Below are 16869 nucleotides of genomic sequence, written 5' to 3'. Positions count from 1 at the left end.
TCGTGGTGTGGGGGGCCGCCCGCTGTCTCTTGGTGGGCGCCCCTTCGGCCGGTGCCGCTTCCGGCATTTGGGGCGGGGGGGTGGGGGCACTTCGTATTCTCCCTGACCAGGGCTTCGGCAGAGCTCCGGGCGTCCCCGGCCGTCAGGCGCCGGGCGGCGTCTGACGGCCGGGCCGGCACGCAGTCGGCTGCCCTACTGTTGGCCCACATCTACGCCGGCTTTCCGCCCCAAACACGCGGGGTGGCGAGTGAGGAGTTGAAGCTTGTGCAGTATGCGTAGGACGTCGTCCCGGAAGCGGCACTGGCGCCAATCGCGAGTGTGCCGTTTTTGCACTTCGCGAACCCGTTGAAGGTGCTGCCGGTGCACTTGATCCCGGCCGTGTTGCCGTCGTCGAACACCTTCTTGCACGTGAACGCGGACGGGGCGGCGGAGGCGCTGTTCGCCGTGACCGCGAGGCCGGAGCCGGCCAAGGTCAGGATGGCGAACGTACTCATGAGCTGTCGCTTCGTTCCTAGTTCCCTTCAGTTCCCGGATGCAGGGGAGCCCGTCCCCCAGCGGTGGTGCGGTTGCCCGCCCGGTGCGATGTTGTCCGGGTACGTGGAAAGCTAGCTGGCAGGACTGTTCCCTCTCGCCCACCCAGGGGTTGAACTGCGCCTGCAACCAGGATGGTTGCCGGTGTACCACCAGAGGTGTAGCTGTGGTCGTAAGCCGGGTGGAGTGATTGTTCCTGGCCTAGTGCGCCCCCTCCCCGGCATGGCAAGGCCGGGCCCGTCGCTTCCCCGTGGTGACGGACCCGAGCTCTTTCAGCGCACTGCTTCCCTAGCCGTCGCGAACCCTGTCTTGTCAGGGAGTGAGGGTGTACACCGTGCAGTCGGCGCAGCCCTTGTGCTGAGAGGACCGGATATCGACGCCGGAGGGCGCGTCTATCCGTGCCCGACTGGAGCTGTGCACCCAGCTGCTCCAATTGCCACCCGCGTTGACCCGTACCCAGGCGTCTCCTGCGCAGGAACCGTTGGTTCCCTTAACCGTGAAGGCGTACCTTTTATAAACTTGTGCTCCGTAGGTGGTGCCGCAGCTTCGTGTCCAGCTGGCCACGTCGTCGAGCGCGCTCGATGGTGCTGCGGCGGCCGGGGCCACGGCGAGACCCCCGCCGAGGGCCGCGACAGCGGCGGCGAGGGCGATGCGCTGGCGTACTTTGTTCATCTTGTGGAGACCTTCCGGTTGTGGCGGGGTGGAGGAGCGAACTGCGCCACCCGTCCCCCTGAGTGGCTCCCCGCGAGTGAACCGGGGAGGATGCGTCGACGTGACGCTTGATGAGTTCATCGGTCTCTTGGCATCCCGCGCACTACTCAGAACGGTGGCCAAGGGCGTTGTTGCCTGCCTGATGAGCCTGTCCCCCAGCGGTGGTGGGTTGCCCGCCCGGGGCGATGTTGTCCGGGTACGTGGAAAGCTAGCTGGCAGGACTGTTCCCTCTCGCCCACCCAGGGGTTGAACTGCGCCTGCAACCAGGGTGGTAGCCGGTGTACCACCAGGGGTGTAGCTGTGGTTGCAAGCCGGGTGGAGTGATTGCTCCTGGCCTACGTTCGACAAGAGCCACGGCGCGAAGATCACCGACGATCGGGAGGAGCCGCTGGCGTTCTACGACTTCCCGGCAGAGCATGGGATCCACTTGCGGACCACGAATCCGCTGGTTATCGAGTCGACGTTTTCCACCGTAAAGCTGTACACCAAGGTCACCCGCGGCGCCGCAGCCCGGCCGCGGCACTCGTGATGGTGTTCAAGCTCGTCGAGTCCGCCCAGGCCGGCCGGCGCGCGATCATCGGCGCCCGCCTGGTCCCCTGGGCCGCGCCGGCTCCAGGTTCGAGAACGGCGTCCTGGTGGAGCGGTCCGAAGCGGGTGATGCGTGAACTGATCGAGCTTGGGTGCAGATCTCTGCGTACAGCGACCGCATGAGCACGGCGCGGCCGTTGTCGAGGACGATGACCGCCACGCCGCCGGTGGAGACGCCGTTCTCCGGGTCGGCCTCGCCGCGCATGGCCCGCTCGATCGCGGAACCCTCCTGGCGGGAGTAGCGGGCCGGGATGGTCGGCACGTCGTAGGCGTTCTCCATGGTGCCCTCCGCCGCCTTGCGGGTGGCGCCGGGCGAACCCATGTTGAAGATGACCGGGCGGCTGTTCTGCCGCAGGTTGTCCTTCATCTCCGTGGAGAACCCGTTGTGCGCGAACGGGCTCTGGCCGGCCGGGTTGAAGCCGATGCCGTACTTCAGGCCGGTGACCGTGAGGTCCTCGCCGTCCTTCTGGATGAACTCGCCGAAGTCCCCGTCCTGTGCCGCGGTCATGAACTCATCCGCGTACACGTTCAGCTGCCGGTAGGGGAACCGCAGCCGACGACCGGCAGTCCAATCTCTCAGGCGCTGCGGCGACTCGGCGCCGCCAAGGGCAATCACGTCGACGAGTTCTCCGCAGTCGAACTCGGCCGCCACCGCGACACAGACGACTGGCTCTCGCCCACGAACCGGTCAGGACCAGACGAGCAGCTGCCGGCCTCGACCTGACCGCCGCACGCGCGGCGCTCATCTAAGGCGTGGACTCCGTCCGCGACTGGTAACCGCCGCCCATCCACTGGCGCCGACTGATGCCGTTGTCCTGTGCCGGCACACCTTGAGCGCGTGCTGTCCTTGGACAACGAAGTTAGTCGCTGGCGACTCCCTGACCTGCGACGACTGGATTGAATGTCAAAGTCGGCGCACGGCAACGCTCCCGGTTCCACGCTGCTGAACTGCGGCGACACGATTGGTTGGCAAGGAACGCGGTCGGCTGGGTTCGATGACAACGGACACGTGCCATCGAAGGCCGGTGACTGGTCCTTTCGTGACAGGGAAGGTTGATCGCCCTGGTGGGGCCAGGCCGTCAATTCTCGTACGCGGCCCCCTGTCGGTAGTGCCGACTAGGGTGATCACTTCGGTGGGTGCGGATGGAGGGACGGTCTGTGCCCGTGAGGGGGGAGGCGCCATGAGTGGCGGCATTCAGTGGCTTGTGGATCAGGACGACTGGCAGCACGGTGTGGTCTTCGCGCGTGGCATCGAGCCGGAGGAGCTAGGCGTGCGGATGGGCGGCACGCCGGGATCCGTCGTGTCCCCGATCACGGACACAGAGGCATGGAACATGGTTCTGGACCTTGCGACTGACGACGATGACGTTGTGCGGGTCGGTGCCTGCTGTGGCTGGTCATTTGCCGTTGAATACGGGATGGGCGACGGGGGTGACAGGCTGGTGGAGATCTCCCGGAACGGCGTGGAAGCCATCCACCTGGATCCTTCCCCGGACCATCCGCCAGCGATGTTCTCCTATGCCAGAGACGGTGCGGACGTCTGCAGTTTCGGAATCGGCGAAGAAGTCTGGCGATGGGGTGAGCAGCCGGACCTGCTGCTGCCGGAGCTGATAGCGGCTGGTGTGCTGCACCCGGACGGCGAGTACGCACGACCGGACGGCGAGTCCTACCTCGACCGCGACCGCCACACGCTGGCGCTCATAGAGACCCGATTCGGTCTGTTCCTCCCCCGCGACGAAGTCGTGAACCAGCGCCTGCCGGCCTTCCTCATCTGAGTGACAACCTCGGATCGAGGCTCAGCAAGCGACCGAACTCCGATGGCATGTGCTCAACCTTCCCTGCCACAGGACAGCCGTTCAGACCGACTCGCCTTGACTAGTGCAGAGAAGGTTCCTGGCCGCGGTGGAGGTGCCGTGGAACCGCGCCCAGCGCACCGAAGTACGGGACTTCGTGCTGTGGCTGCGCGCCGGCCGCAATCCGGCCCGCGACCGGCACCGCGAGGGGGCGCCGGCTCCAGGGTCGGTGAACGCGCGCACCGGCAAGTCGTACCTGCGCGAGGGGTACGCCCCGGCGACGATCAATCACGCGCTCTCCGTGATTTCCGCCTTCTACGACCATCACGTGCAGGCCGGACAGAAGCGGCCGTCTCGGCCCGCTGCGGAAAGTAGGTGCGGTGTGCGGGTGGCGGCCGGTCCGGCCGCGCACTCACACTCTGTCCAACCCGTGCGGCAGTTAGGGAGGAATCACAGCCTGTGTTACCCGTTGCCCGCATTCCTGTGACTCTTGAATGTATCGTCCATTTATGCCTCGCATGCACAATGTTGACGCCCCGCCAGGTTACGGGCCCTTGCGGGAGTTGACCGCTCGCCCAGGTGCGCCGCCCCGCCCCGGGTCGGACCGTCACCCGAAAGTGAGTAACAGCCCAGCCGCCGGCCGGCCGTGACGTCGACGCTCCGGCGCCGGTTGAGCCATACCAGGACGGGCATGCGCGGGAGGGAAACGATGGCCGCCGACGACAAGACCCTCGACCTGCTGAGGACCGTGGAGGCGCGCCGTCGTAGGGCGGAGCACGGCTGGGCGGTAGATGCGGTGCTGGCGCCCGTGAAGCAGCGTGTGCTCAACCTCGCCGACCACGGCCTCATCGAACTCGCCGACCGGGAGGAACGCGCAGCGCTCTGCGCATGGGAAGGCCGCCCCGTGAGGTGGACGGCCCGCCTGGCACCCGACGGTCACGACCTCCTCCTCTACGCCGCCTCCCGCCCCCGGCACACCGCACCCACCGGCGGTCCCGTACCGGAGCGCCAGCGGGTCGAGCTGTGCTGTCCCAGATGGCCGCTCTGTGGCAGGCCGTCAGCCTCGGCGCGCGCCTGCGGCGGCCGCTCGCCGACGGTCTCACCGACGAGGTCCGCACCGCGTGCTGCGACCACCGTGTGAAGCGGTGGGTCCTGCACCTGACCGACGACCAGATCGCCTCCGTGGCGTACGTGTTCTGGCTGCACAAGACAACCGGCTCCGCACTCGAAGCCAACCGCTTCGCGCGCGACACCGGCGTCACCCACCGGCCCGCCCCCGCGCGGCGCACGGCGATTCCCGCGCGCACACCGCTCCTGCGCCGCCCGCCATCGGCCGTATCTGCCGATCCCCACGCCTGACGGGGCGGCGCGCGCGGGCGAGGTAGGCGTTGATGTGACGGCAGTGGTAGGTGACCAGCGCCAGCAACTCGGGCGGTACGCCCTCATCGGCCGGGAGCGGAGCGGGCGCCACGGCGCAGGAACCGGGCGCGGGCGGCAGGGCGTCGCGGACTTCCTGCAGGCCCGCGGTTTGCTGCGGGCCACGGGCGATCTCGCTGCGCCGCTGGGGGCGCCTACGCGGGTGGGGTGAGGTCATGGCGGTGCCGTCTTCCGGCCGACCCCACGATCCGGCGCCTGTCGGGCGGCCGGGGCCGTACGGCGGGGCGCTGTGAGTGACGCGGCGCGTCTGGGACCCACCAGTCCGGGTCAGTCGTGGGCTGACGCGGCACTCGGCCGGACACCGTCACAGCGCGGCAGGAAAGGGGCGGCACCGCCCGGACAACGACGAACGTCCTCCCCACGTCACGGCCGATTTCCCGGCGGGGCGGCAGGGGATCGGTGAACACCAGGCAGATGTCGGCTGGCGGACATCGGTGCTGTGTCAGTGCCGCGTGCCACACTGCCGGCCATGTCGCTCGCTGATCTCACTCTCGACCTGTGGCGGACCTTCGACGAGGTCACCGCCCGGCGGATCGCCCAGAATGCCGCTGACCATGTGGGCGGCCGGGTGTCACTGGTCGAGGCCACGGAACACCTCGGTGCCCCGCTGCACCGCGTCCGTCTCGAGCGGGACGGGCAGGAGTTCGCCCTGATACCCGGAGGCCGACTGTCCCTGGGCTTCGACGTCGCCACCTGGAAGCCGACCGCGCAGCAGGCCGCTGACTACGCGGAGAGCCTGGAGCAGGGCTACGGTTACGGGCCCGATCTGCGGACCTACCTCGAGCGGATCCTCAGCGCTCGCCGCAGCGTTCACCTGGACACCGTCCTCATGGCCGTGGAGGACGAGAACTTGACCGAACCTCCGGCCGACATGCCTGCTGCCCTCTCCGCACGTGGTCTGCGGATGCCGAGCTCCGACGAGTGGGAACACGCCTGCGGCGCCGGGTCGGACACCCTGTTCCGGTGGGGCGACGACTGTCCCCTCGACCGCATCCCCTACGGAGACGACACCGGCCCGCACAACAAGCTGAACGCCTTCGGCCTGCACATCGCCTACGACACCTACCGCACCGAACTGACCAGCGACGTCACCGCGGTCCACGGCGGCGACGGGGGCGAGTCGGTGTGCGGCGGCTACGGCCATCTGCTGGCCTGGCTCCCCCTGGCGACCGCCAACCGTAACCCCGGGATGGCCGAGTTCGTGTACGGACCGGACGGAGATGACATGTACGAAGACTTCTCCACGCGACCGGTGCTCTCGCTCTGAGCGACCGCGCGCGGACGGCCCGATCGACGACCACCTCGCGGCTGGTGGGACAGCCGCTCCCCCGCCCACTGGTGAGGGCGAAGAGCGCCGTCGAACAAGGCAGCGACCAGGCGCTGGTGCTGTCAGGACGCCGGGGCGGCGGCAGCAGGCAGGCAGGCACGGTAGGGCGGTTCGGCACGGCTGCGACAGTGCGCAGCGGGCGGCCCGTTGTGCGCCCCGCGGAGCGGCGTCCTCAGGCGGCGCGGGAGGAGGTGTTGAGGCGCGCGGACATCCTCGCTCCACGAAGTGCCGGGCGTTCCAGCTCCATGGAGCTGCAACGTTGAACTGCTGGTTCTCATCCATGGGTTCAACGGTGGAGCGAGCTGGCCGCCACGCACAACTCGTTTGACCGCTCCCGCTTGGTGGTTGCCTACGGCTGACCGTTCTGCTCACCATTACGCGTGAATGGCTTTGTTCACGAAGTTCGGCAGCAGCTGTTCAGCAATTTGGGAGGCACTCGAACCACGCTGTGTCGATGTTCACGAGATGTGACAGCGCCCAACCCGGTCGAGCACGCCTTCGCTCTGGTCCCCGCGCGCAGCGTCCGCTTTGGAGTGGCCGGCATCGGTCAGTCGGTCAGTCCGAGCGTGGTCAGGCGGTCAGGGTCGGTGAGGATGTCGAGCCCGGTGATGCTGCCGTCCCGGATGGTGAACGACATCACGGACAAAGGTCGGTTGCCGGCGAACGAGACAACGCCGGGCGTGCCGTTGACCAGCACCAGACGCGCGTTCGCCGCGAAGCGGGCGAAGGTGATCGCCTGGGACGCCACGTCGCCCGCGCCGCGCCGCAGGATGCTCGGGACGAGCGTGCCGCCATCGGAACGCGCGACCGCGTCGGGGTGGAGGAGGGCCAGGAGCGCCTCGAAGTCGCCGCCGCGGGAGGCGGTCAGAAAGGCGTCTACGACGTCGCGTTTGCAGGCATTGTCCGTGTCGGCCGCCGGGGCGGCGCCCTGCACCCGGCGGCGAGCGCGGCTGGCGAGCTGTCGGGTGGAGACTGCGGTCCGGCCGAGGCTGGGGGCGATGTCATCGAAGGGCACGTCGAACATGTCGTGGAGGACGAAGGCGAGTCGCTCGTCCGGGGAGAGGGTCTCCAAAACGATCATGAGTGCGATGCCCACCGAGTCCGCGATCAGGACCTCTCGCTCGGGGTCAACGCGGGCCAGCGCGGTGACCACCGGGTCCGGCAGCCGGACCGACCCGTCCTGCTCGGGCAGCGGATCCTCGCGTCGCGAGGTACGCGAGCGCAGCATGTCCAGGCATATCCGGCCTACGACCGTGGTGAGCCAGGCTCCAAGGTTCTTCACGTCGCTCACGTCGGTGCGGCTGAGCTTGAACCACGCCTCCTGGACGGCGTCCTCCGCCTCGGCAAGCGAGCCCAGCATCCGGTAGGCCACCGCCCGCAGCCCGGGCCGCTCCGCCTCGAAACGGTCGGCCAGAAAAAAGTTCTCGCTCACCTGTCACACCCCCGTGTCCGGATCCGTCGGTTCAGTGACAGACGCTAACGGATCACCAGGAGAGCATCAGATGAACGCCGCGATCACCACCAGTGCCCGGATGAAGAACCCCGCCCTGGTCCTGCCGGACGCCATGAAAGGCATCCAGAACATCTACAAGGCCATGTACCAGGGTGGCGTCTCCCCGCAGATCCTGGAGCTGGTCCACCTGCGGGCCAGCCAGATCAACGGATGCAGCGCCTGCGTGTTCGCCGGTGTGGCGGGCGCGAAGAAGCACGGCGAGAGCGACGAACGCCTGCACGCCGTGGCCGCCTGGCGCGAGGCGCCGTTCTTCACCGACGAGGAGCGCGCGGCCCTGGCCCTGACCGAGGCCGCCACCCGGATCGCCGACCGCTCCGGCAAGGCCGTCCCCGATGAGGTGTGGAACGAGGCCACGGACCACTTCAACGAGGAGCAGCTTTCCGCGATCATCCTGATGATCGGCCTCACCAACTTCTTCAACCGCATCAACACCACCATCGAGGAGCCCGCCGGCGCCACCTGGTGACCGGCGCTGCTGACCTGTCGTCAGGGCGCGAAGTGCATGCCCGTCCGCAGCGACGGTGCCGGTGGCGGAGCTCCGCCACCGGCACTACCTCGGGCTCAAGCAAAGTCACAGGCGAGACCGGCGTTGCCTGAACTCGTGAACAGTTCGACTCCCGCCCTTGGCTCCACCGCCGCTCAAACCGGTGAACAACTGCTGTCCCCTCTCGCGCACAGAGCCAGGACCAGGTGCTGTCGAAAGCGACGTCGTTTCGACGCGAGATAGGGAGTCGCACGATCGCGCGAATACCCGATGTACATGACTTCGGGAGGCACCTGGGCTGCGGCCGGCGGCATGCTCTCCTTGGAGTGAAGCGGGTCGCCGTCTCATCCAAGTGTGATTTCTCGGCGGGCGTGGCCCCGTCCTCACATCCCGGCCATGCCGCTACCGGTGAGGCCCGGAGCCAACGCCGGGACCCAGAAGACGGCGCCGGCCAGGGCGATCGAGGCGATTCCCACGGCACGGGCCACCAGGCGGCCGGCCGGAGCCAGCTTCTCTGTGGTGATCACGGCGGTCAGGGCCACCATGGCCCACAGGTTCATCACGCCGAACGCCGCCAGCAGCACCATCAGCGACCAGCAGCAGCCCAGGCAGAAGGCCCCGTGGTGGGCTCCGGCACGCAGATCGCGCGAGGGCCCCGGGTACGAGGCGTAGCGCAGCATGAGCCCGATCGGCGAGCGGCACCTCGCCAGGCAGCGGTCTTTGAGGGGCGTGAGCTGGTAGACGCCGTTGACCGCGAACACGGCCGCGGCCACTGCGGTCCCCGCCACGGCGGGGAGGCTCGCCGCGCGGCCCAGGCCGGCGGCCAGCCCGTACGCGGGCAGTCCGGCCGTGGCCCAGACAAGCAGGTAGGCGACCGTGAAAACGACCATGCGCGGCGCCCGGTGCACGGTGATGGTGCGTGCGTACAGCGCGGCGACGGGCGCCGTGGCGGGCAGCATCATCGCAGCCGTCATCAGCGTCCACATGGCCAGGAAAGCGAGCAGGCCCAGGCCCATGGTGCCCGGCATCGCCTGCATGCCGCCCCAGCGTGTCACCACCCAGACCCAGGCGGTAGCCGCCGCGACCAGCAGCAGTCCGGCGGGACTCGCCCTGCGGCGGACGGTGACCAGCCGACCGGTCACGCGGACCACGTGAAGGGCGCCGAGTGTCCGTTGCCGCCGGAGAAGTCCCAGGACCGGCCGTACACGCTGTCGCCCGTCGCCCGGGTGGACCGGGCAATGGTCAGCGTGCTGTTCACCGGGTGGAACATGCCGGTCAAACCCATGACCGGACCGTCCTCGCCGAACTGCGGGGCAACTTGGTCCTCGATCTCGATGTCGATGGCGTCGCCCACCCGTGCGGCGTGGCGGCGGCCGTCGTCGCGGTAGTCGATGGGAACGCGCTCCACGCCGAGGACTTCGCCGATGAGCGGAGTGAGCGCCGCCATCGGCCCGCCGGCCTGGCCGGAGAAGACCTTGCCCAGCGCCTCCGCCTGGCCGTCGTCGGCCGAAGCGTCTAGGTACAGCGCCACCTGCCAGCCGCCTTCGGCCATCACCCGGGGCGCGTCGATGAAGACGGCGACGCTGCGGTCGGAGACGTTCACGCCGTCCACGTTCCCGCTGTCCACGTGGAACGCGAAGGTCACCTGGCAGCGCTCGTGGTCGGCCGGTGCGGTGAGGCCCGAGGTGGTGCAGGGGCACACCACGTCGCAGTTGCAGCTCTCCAGATACGTGCCGTTCAGATTCCAGGGCATGGCTCTTCGACTCCCTCTTCTACGTCCCCCTCAGTAAAGGGAATGCATCGGGAGGCTCCGTTCCGTCCCCGGTGCCACTCCTCTCCAGACTATTCCCGACGACCCCTGTCGCGCAGATCCACTGCCAGCGCAGCTCACCGTCCTATACCGGGTCGTGGGGGCACCCGCGGCCCCGGATTCGTCATCGACGACGTCCTCTTCACGGCCCGTTCGAACTCCGAGCTCTGGCGGTCGTGGCCGGCGCGCTCGTCGCCTGCACAACCGAGACGCCGAAAGTCGCGCACCTGTGATCCGGCCCTGGCCCCGCCTACCGCCAGGAAGCGGGATCAGTCCTCGGACGGGACGCGCGCGCCGATCTCGCGCGCCAGGCGGTCCGCCTCCCCCGCGACCGCCCCGCCTTCCTCCGCCACCATGCGCAGCGCTCTGAGCAGGTCATGTGTCTCCTCGAGCGTCAGCAGGCGCAGTCGCTCGGTGCCGTGCTCCACGGGCGCGAAGGCGATCTCATCAAGGTCAAGGTGCGCGTAGCCGTCCCTGAACTGGGCAACGTCAGCGGCGGTTGGCAGATCACGACGGAAAACGTCTGCGCCCCGGACGGCGAGGACGCTGGTCAGGGCCACGGACGAAGAGGTGTGGTCGTGAAGGGCGGTCGCCTACGCGGCGAAAGGCTCTGCAGGGCTTCAGAACGATCTTCCCTGCAGGCAATGGGTGAGGCCCGGGGACACTGTCCCCTTCACTACCACGCCTCCCGTGACAGGCCGGGCCGGGCCGGCGTTCCCCACGCATCGACCGGGCGGGCTCCCGTCCCGGCTCGGGGGAAACACGGAACGGGAGCCCTACTGCCATCTTCCCCGCCACGAGACCGTCCGGCTGCGTCAAGCGCTGCGCGGTCTGCGGGCCGCCGTCTTCTTCGCGGTCTTCTTGGCGGCGGTGGTCTTCGCGCCAGCTGTCGCCGTCGTCTTCTTGGCCGGCGTCTTCCTCGCCGCCTTCTTGGCGGCCCCCTTCTTCTTCGGGCCAGGTCGTGCACATCGGCTCCGGCCTCGTCCGTCTCGCCGCGGGAGGCCTGCGCCTTGCGCACCGACTCCTGCAACGCGGCCATCAGGTCCAGGACCTGGCCCTGCTCCTTCGGCTCCGGCGCCTGCGGGAGCGGCTTGTCCTCCCGCTTGGCTTCGATGATCTTCGCCACGGCCTCGGTGTACGAGTCGCGGAACTCCTCCCCCTCCAGATCCTCGCGGGTAACGAGCCGCCCGCGCTGCCCCGCGCGTACAGTCCCCGCCGATCGGGGCTACCGGCCCATGCCCGGCGGCCCCTTTCGTGCGGGCCTCGGGTTCCCGAAAGCAGCAGCGGTGAACGCATCTTCTACCGGCTGGTGAGCATGCCGTCTCGCAGGCGGGTCAGGCAACGCGACAGGAGGCGGGAGACATGCATTTGGGAGACGCTCAGGTGTTCGCCGATTTGGGCCTGGGTGAGTTCTTCCACGAACCGCATGTGGATGATCTGGCGGTCCCGGTCATCGAGCCCGGCGATCAGCGGGGCCAGGGCGAGGAAGTCCTCCACGAGTGCCAGCGCCTGGTCCTCGGCGCCGATGAAGTCCTGCAGAGCGCTCTCGCCGTCCTCGCTGGTACCGATCGCCGCATCCAAGGAAGAGGAGTTGTAGCCGTTGGCGGCAAGGCGGGCTTCGATGACCTCATTTTCGGGGAGGCTCATCAGCTCCTTCACCGTCGGCGTGCGCCCCAGCCGGCTGCGCAGCTCATCCGCCGCACGGGTCAGCTGGACCCGGGCCTCCTGCAGACGGCGCGGGACATGCACCGCCCAGGTGGTGTCGCGGAAGAACCGCTTGATCTCGCCGACGATGTAGGGAATGGCGAAGGAGGTGAACTCGACCTCGCGGGACAGTTCAAATCGAATCGATCGCCTTGATCAGGCCGATCATGCCGACCTGGACGATGTCCTCCATCTCCTCCGGCCCCTGGCTGCGGAAGCGGCCCGCCGCATACCGGACCAGGGACATGTTCATCTCGATCAGCGTGTTGCGCGCGTAGCTGTACTCGGACGTGCCCTCTTCCAACACCGTCAACTGGTCGAAGAACAGCCGGGACAGCTCACGGGCATCCTTCGGACTCACCTGAGAAGGGGCGAGGGTCTCAGGCAGATCTCCGGTCTGCGTCTGCGCGGCCTTCGCACTCACCGCAGTCATGACGTTCCCCTCCCACAGTCGAACCCGCCCGCCGTAGCCAGTCGATACAGCTGACGCCACGGCGCTCCTACCCCGCCCTCGCGCACCTACACCCGCGATCACACGAATCAGTAGTGGGCGCTCACGCCGCCCGGGCCGCTATCCGGCCAGTCGCCTGCCGCGCGTATGGGGCCGCCCTGGATTCACGGCCATGGTGAAGGAGGCGCCCGAGCACGCCAGACTGGGGTGCTCAGCGGCCGAAGTGATGGCGGCGGCGGGCGGGTGACGCGGCTGGAGGGCGTCACGGGGGTGGCGGCCATGACGAAGCAGGTGCTGCCGATGCCGGGGAGGGCGAGGCCATTTCCTCGGTGATTCGCGCGCACGTCAGATAAGTGACGGGGAAGAAGGGCGCGGAGGCGTGCGCTCCTGCCGCCGTCGTCCCGATAGGGCGAAGGCGCCGGGTGGCCGCATACTCGGTGATCGTTGCAGGGCTGTGGAGCCCTGCCCGCTGAGCAGGTTGAAGGGTGTGGGGGATATGACCGGTGTGAACGATCTGGCCGCGGTGGACGTGGTGGAGGATCCTGCCGCACCGGAGCGCCAAGGTGGCGCTCTGGCGCGGTGGTTGCTGCGACACCGGGTGCAGGCGGTCAATCCCGCGGCGGAGGCGGGCGCCGGTGAGTCTCATGCCTGGTGGAAGGTGATGTGCCTGACCGGCGTCGACTACTTCTCCAGTTTGGCCTACGTGCCGGCGATCGCCGCTCTCGCAGCCGGTGCGGTCTCGCCGCTGGCCACTCTGCTGCTCGTGTTGCTGACCCTGGTGGGGATGCTGCCGATGTACCGGCGGGTGGCCGGCGAGAGTCCGCACGGGGCCGGATCGGTGGCGATGCTCGAGGACCTGCTGCCGTTCTGGCGGGGCAAATTGTTCGTCCTGGTCCTGCTCGGCTTCGTGGTGACCTCGTGGATCATCACGATCACCCTGTCGGCGGCCGACGCCTCTGTGCATCTAGTGGAGAGCTCCTACGCCCCGCATGCTCTGCAAGGACATGAGGTCGTCATCACCGTGGCGCTCCTGGTGCTCCTCGGCGGAGTGTTCCTGCTCGGGTTCAGCGAAGCCGTGAGCGTGGCCATCCCGTTGGTCGCCGTCTTCCTCGCGCTCAACGCGGTGACCATCGGCGTCGGCCTGGTGGATGTGTTCACCAGCCCGGACGCGTTCTCGTCATGGACCAGCGCACTCACCGAGGGCCGGGGATTCGGTGACCTGGCCGGGCCCGCGCTGCTGGCCTTCCCGCTGCTGGTGCTGGGTCTGTCCGGATTCGAGACCGGCGTGAGCATGATGCCGCTCATCTCCGCCAAGGGCGAGACCAGCGAGCAGCGGCTGAAGTCTCGTATCCGCAACGCTCGCAGGCTGCTCACAACGGCCGCGCTCGTCATGAGCGTCTACCTGCTGGCCGCCAGTTTCGTGACCACCGTCCTCATTCCGCACAAGGAGTTCGAGGCGGACGGTGCGGCCAACGGCCGGGCCCTGGCCTGGCTGGCCCACGAACACGTCGGGGAAGCCTTCGGCACCGCGTACGACATCAGCACCATCCTGATCCTCTGGTTCGCGGGCGCCTCCGCGATGGCCGGACTGGTCAACATCGTCCCGCGCTATCTTCCCGCCTATGGCATGGCCCCCGAATGGGGGCGTGCGGTACGCCCCGTCGTCCTGGTCTATACAGCGCTCTGCGTCATCATCACCATCGCCTTCGACGCCGACATCGACGCCCAGGCCGGTGCCTACGCCACCGGCATCCTCGCCATGATGGTCTCCGGCGCCTTCGCCGTCACCGTCTCCGCACTGCGCCGCCGCCAGCGCACCCTGTCCGTGGGATTCGCTGCGCTCACCGCGGTACTGCTCTACGCGCTGGTGGCCAACATCATCGACAAGCCGGACGGCATCACCATCTCCGCGGTGTTCATCGTCGGCATCATCACCATCTCGCTGATCTCCCGCATCTCACGCACCACCGAACTACGCGCAGACAAAATCGTGTTCGACGAGGCCGCCCGCCAGTTCATCACCGACACCCTTGCCCACGACAACGCCATCAACATCATCACCAACCGCCGCCAGGCCGGAGACGGCGCCGAGTACGCCGACAAGGAACGCGAACAGCGTGCCACCAACCCCGTGCCCGGCCTCGCCGACGTCCTGTTCCTCGAGATCGACGTCGTCGACCCCTCCGACTTCAGCGAGACCCTCACCGTCCACGGCGTCGAAATCGACGGTTACCGAATCCTGCGAGCCGAAGCCCCCGCCGCCCCGAACGCCATCGCCGCGATCCTTCTCACCCTGCACGACACCACCGGCGTCCAGCCGCACTGCTACTTCGCCTGGGCCGAAGGCAGCCCCCTGACCCACATGTTCCGCTACTTCCTCCTCGGCCGCGGCGACACCGCCCCCGTCACCCGCGAGATCATCCGCCAACACCAACCCGACCCCGCCCGCCGCCCCGGCATCCACGTCGCAGGCTGACACGCCAGGATGAAGCGGGCAGGCCAACGGGGCGGGTCAGTGATCTTGTGTAAGTCGCCTGGTTTCATTGGATGCTGAGCCGGTCCTCGAAGAAGAGTGAGAACTGGTTCAGTGCCTCTTTCCAGAGTGCGGCGACGTGGTTCGCGTCGCGCGCTTTGGGGTTGATCTGCTGGCGGACCGCGAGGTAGAGAACCTTCAACGCGGCTTGTTCCGAGGGGAAGTGGCCGCGGTTGCGGGTGGCTTTGCGGAGCCGCGAGTTGATCGATTCGACCATGTTCGTGGAGTAGACCACCGTCCTTATAGCCGGTGGGAACGCCAGGTAGGGCGTGAACTCCGCCAGGCCGACCGCCAGGTCCGGACGATCGCCGGGTAGCGTTCGCCCAGGTCAGAGGCCTCGAAGTCGTCGAGGGCCTGTTCGGTCGGGGCTGCATAGATGGCCTTCAGGGCCGGCACCAGCTTGGGGTGGTCCCGCACCGAAGAGAGCCGGAGCGAGGCTCTGGTCAGGTGGATCACGCAGGTCTGAACGGTAGCCTTGGGCCAGGTCGCGGTGATGCGTCGGGCAAGCCCTTCAGCCCGTCGCAGACGACGATACAGACGTCTTCGATGCCCCGATTCCGCAGCTCGGACAGCACTGCCATCCACGTGGTCGCGCCCTCGCCCTCGGATCCGACCCACATGCCCAACATGTCGACGCCGACGGCCAGGTAGACCGGCTTCGAAGTCACCGACCCCGCGCGGATCTTCACCCACAACGCATCGATGTAGATTATCGGCCAGACCGCGTCGAGGGGCCTGTTCTGCCAGGTCACGAGCTCGTCGATCACAGCGTCGGTGACCTTGCTGATCAGGTCGGGTCTGACCTCGACGCCGTAGATCCGGGCGAGGTGGGAGCGGATGTCACGCACACTCATGCCGCGCGCGTAGAGAGAGGATCCGGTCGTTGAACCCGGCGAGCCGACGGGCGTTCTTGGGGACCAGGCGCGGTTCGAAATCGCCGTTGCGGTCCCGCGGCACCGCCAGCGTGACCGCCCCTGCGTCGGTGAGGACACTCTTGGGCGAAGTCCCGTTGCGGGATCTCCCCGAGCCGTGACCTGTGGGATCTCCACGTTCGTAGCCGAGGTGTTCGCTCATCTCGGCTTCCAGGGCCCTCTCCAGCACAGCCCGGGTGATCTCCGTCAGCAGCCCGCCCTCACCGAGCACCCCTGAGGGACGATGGCGGTGCCGCCGGCGCGCGCGAAGTCGGGCAGATTGAAGACGGCCGCCCAGCCCAACGCGATGTAACACGGGGTGCACAGCCACCGGGGAGCCCCGATCCACTGGATGCGGAAGGCTATCCCGGCCAGCGCGCCCGCCCACACCACTGTCAGCAGCACCCGCTGCCGGCCCTCGGGCAGCAGCAGGACCGCCAGCGGGGTGTAGGTGCCGGCGATGATCAGGAAGACGTTCGCGTGGTCCAGCCACCGCAGCACCGCCTCCCCGCGCAGACCCCACGTTCCGCGGTGGTAGACGGCGCTGGTGCCGAACAGCAGGCAAGCCGACACCGCATACACCGAGCACGCCGCCACCGCCGCCGCCGAGCGCGAGACGGCGATCAGGACGATCCCGCCGACGAGCGCCAGGGGGAACACGCCGGCGTGCAGCCAGCCGCGCATCCTCGGCTTCAGCGCGGCTGCCGCCCGCTCCACCCCGCTTCCAGGCCGGGGGCGGCAGACAGCCGGCCTGTTGCGACGGGAGACGCATCCATCGCCGGGATTCGCAGGGTGACGGGCGGGTTGTCCGGGCCGGGCTGGGGCTCCCGTCCATGGGACGGTGGCTCAGTGTCTTCGGCGATCATGCGCTCATATTCTTGAACGGCGGAAGTGTGCGGTGAGGCGCGGCATCGCGGACCGCGTATCAGGCGGCGGCTGTGTGCAGGGCTGCGCTACGGCGGTGTTCGGCGTTGAGGCGCTGGCGCTGGGCTTCTTCGAGTTGGTCTTCGAGGATGATGATGCGGCAGGCGGCCTCGATGGGGGTGCCCTGGTCGACGAGTTCGCGGGCGCGGGCG

General features: G+C 68.3%; 12 protein-coding genes and 5 pseudogenes. 7 read left to right on the top strand and 10 right to left on the bottom strand.

The window, feature by feature from the left end; genetic code table 11:
* Positions 1 to 209: 209 nt before the first annotated feature.
* Entirely contained in the window at positions 210 to 494 is a 285-nt protein-coding gene (locus ACFWBB_RS40665; RefSeq protein ID WP_385283734.1) for a hypothetical protein, read from the bottom strand.
* Positions 495 to 1600: 1106 nt separating this feature from the next.
* Here ACFWBB_RS40665 and ACFWBB_RS40660 point away from each other — a divergent pair.
* Positions 1601 to 1800 (top strand): annotated as a pseudogene (locus ACFWBB_RS40660) (IS256 family transposase); the annotation flags it as partial.
* Positions 1801 to 1816: 16 nt separating this feature from the next.
* Here the strand turns inward: ACFWBB_RS40660 and ACFWBB_RS40655 are convergent.
* Positions 1817 to 2338, bottom strand: a complete 522-nt coding sequence (locus ACFWBB_RS40655; RefSeq protein ID WP_385283731.1) for a hypothetical protein — start codon at positions 2336 to 2338, stop codon at positions 1817 to 1819.
* A gap of 673 nt (positions 2339 to 3011) precedes the next feature.
* On the opposite strand from ACFWBB_RS40655, the gene ACFWBB_RS40650 reads away from it, so the two are divergent.
* The 4 genes from ACFWBB_RS40650 to ACFWBB_RS40635 all read left to right on the top strand — a co-directional run bounded on the left by ACFWBB_RS40650 (position 3012) and on the right by ACFWBB_RS40635 (position 6327).
* Entirely contained in the window at positions 3012 to 3605 is a 594-nt protein-coding gene (locus ACFWBB_RS40650; RefSeq protein ID WP_385283728.1) for a DUF6461 domain-containing protein, read from the top strand.
* 127 nt (positions 3606 to 3732) lie between these two features.
* Positions 3733 to 4110, top strand: a complete 378-nt coding sequence (locus tag ACFWBB_RS40645; RefSeq protein WP_385283724.1) for a hypothetical protein — start codon at positions 3733 to 3735, stop codon at positions 4108 to 4110.
* A gap of 548 nt (positions 4111 to 4658) precedes the next feature.
* Positions 4659 to 4982 carry a DUF6417 family protein gene (locus ACFWBB_RS40640; protein ID WP_385283721.1) on the top strand — a complete coding sequence of 108 codons (324 nt, stop codon included), beginning with the start codon at positions 4659 to 4661 and terminating at the stop codon, positions 4980 to 4982.
* 547 nt (positions 4983 to 5529) lie between these two features.
* On the top strand, positions 5530 to 6327 hold the full coding sequence (locus tag ACFWBB_RS40635; protein WP_385283718.1) for a hypothetical protein: 798 nt from the start codon (positions 5530 to 5532) through the stop codon (positions 6325 to 6327).
* 607 nt (positions 6328 to 6934) lie between these two features.
* On the opposite strand, the gene ACFWBB_RS40630 is transcribed toward ACFWBB_RS40635, so the two are convergent.
* Positions 6935 to 7819: a sigma-70 family RNA polymerase sigma factor gene (locus ACFWBB_RS40630; protein WP_385283716.1), complete on the bottom strand. Its 885-nt coding sequence runs from the start codon at positions 7817 to 7819 to the stop codon at positions 6935 to 6937.
* A gap of 70 nt (positions 7820 to 7889) precedes the next feature.
* Between ACFWBB_RS40630 and ACFWBB_RS40625 the strand changes: the two genes are divergently transcribed.
* Positions 7890 to 8366, top strand: coding sequence for a carboxymuconolactone decarboxylase family protein (locus ACFWBB_RS40625; RefSeq protein WP_385283713.1), 477 nt, complete (start codon positions 7890 to 7892; stop codon positions 8364 to 8366).
* A 401-nt stretch (positions 8367 to 8767) separates the two neighbouring features.
* On the opposite strand, the gene ACFWBB_RS40620 is transcribed toward ACFWBB_RS40625, so the two are convergent.
* The 4 genes and pseudogenes from ACFWBB_RS40620 to ACFWBB_RS40605 form a co-directional block, all read right to left on the bottom strand.
* Complete coding sequence (locus ACFWBB_RS40620) at positions 8768 to 9526, bottom strand: DUF2182 domain-containing protein (protein ID WP_385283710.1); 759 nt, start codon at positions 9524 to 9526, stop codon at positions 8768 to 8770.
* Positions 9523 to 10137, bottom strand: coding sequence for a DUF1326 domain-containing protein (locus tag ACFWBB_RS40615; RefSeq protein ID WP_385283708.1), 615 nt, complete (start codon positions 10135 to 10137; stop codon positions 9523 to 9525). The genes ACFWBB_RS40620 and ACFWBB_RS40615 overlap by 4 nt, the downstream gene beginning before the upstream one ends.
* A 326-nt stretch (positions 10138 to 10463) precedes the next feature.
* Complete coding sequence (locus ACFWBB_RS40610; RefSeq protein WP_385283705.1) at positions 10464 to 10754, bottom strand: DUF6417 family protein; 291 nt, start codon at positions 10752 to 10754, stop codon at positions 10464 to 10466.
* A gap of 739 nt (positions 10755 to 11493) precedes the next feature.
* A pseudogene (locus ACFWBB_RS40605) lies at positions 11494 to 12331 on the bottom strand (RNA polymerase sigma factor SigF).
* A 514-nt stretch (positions 12332 to 12845) separates the two neighbouring features.
* Here ACFWBB_RS40605 and ACFWBB_RS40600 point away from each other — a divergent pair.
* Positions 12846 to 14825 (top strand): amino acid transporter, encoded by a 1980-nt coding sequence (locus tag ACFWBB_RS40600; protein WP_385283702.1) that lies wholly within the window; start codon positions 12846 to 12848, stop codon positions 14823 to 14825.
* Between the two features lie 64 nt (positions 14826 to 14889).
* Here the strand turns inward: ACFWBB_RS40600 and ACFWBB_RS40595 are convergent.
* From ACFWBB_RS40595 to ACFWBB_RS40585, 3 pseudogenes are all read right to left on the bottom strand, one after another.
* Positions 14890 to 15983 (bottom strand): annotated as a pseudogene (locus ACFWBB_RS40595) (IS256 family transposase).
* Positions 15984 to 16033: 50 nt separating this feature from the next.
* Positions 16034 to 16659: pseudogene (locus ACFWBB_RS40590) on the bottom strand (hemolysin III family protein); the annotation flags it as partial.
* A gap of 59 nt (positions 16660 to 16718) precedes the next feature.
* Positions 16719 to 16869 (bottom strand): annotated as a pseudogene (locus ACFWBB_RS40585) (MerR family transcriptional regulator); the annotation flags it as partial.

It is taken from the genome of Streptomyces sp. NPDC060000 (assembly GCF_042737375.1).
Classification (GTDB): Bacteria; Actinomycetota; Actinomycetes; order Streptomycetales; family Streptomycetaceae; genus Streptomyces.
This window is presented reverse-complemented; position numbering and strand designations above follow the sequence as displayed.

Coding starts and splice junctions, on each gene's coding strand:
- ACFWBB_RS40665 (WP_385283734.1), bottom strand. CDS start 494: ATGAGTACGTTCGCCATCCTGACCTTGGCCGGCTCCGGCCTCGCGGTC.
- ACFWBB_RS40655 (WP_385283731.1), bottom strand. CDS start 2,338: ATGACCGCGGCACAGGACGGGGACTTCGGCGAGTTCATCCAGAAGGAC.
- ACFWBB_RS40650 (WP_385283728.1), top strand. CDS start 3,012: ATGAGTGGCGGCATTCAGTGGCTTGTGGATCAGGACGACTGGCAGCAC.
- ACFWBB_RS40640 (WP_385283721.1), top strand. CDS start 4,659: ATGGCCGCTCTGTGGCAGGCCGTCAGCCTCGGCGCGCGCCTGCGGCGG.
- ACFWBB_RS40635 (WP_385283718.1), top strand. CDS start 5,530: ATGTCGCTCGCTGATCTCACTCTCGACCTGTGGCGGACCTTCGACGAG.
- ACFWBB_RS40625 (WP_385283713.1), top strand. CDS start 7,890: ATGAACGCCGCGATCACCACCAGTGCCCGGATGAAGAACCCCGCCCTG.
- ACFWBB_RS40615 (WP_385283708.1), bottom strand. CDS start 10,137: ATGCCCTGGAATCTGAACGGCACGTATCTGGAGAGCTGCAACTGCGAC.
- ACFWBB_RS40600 (WP_385283702.1), top strand. CDS start 12,846: ATGACCGGTGTGAACGATCTGGCCGCGGTGGACGTGGTGGAGGATCCT.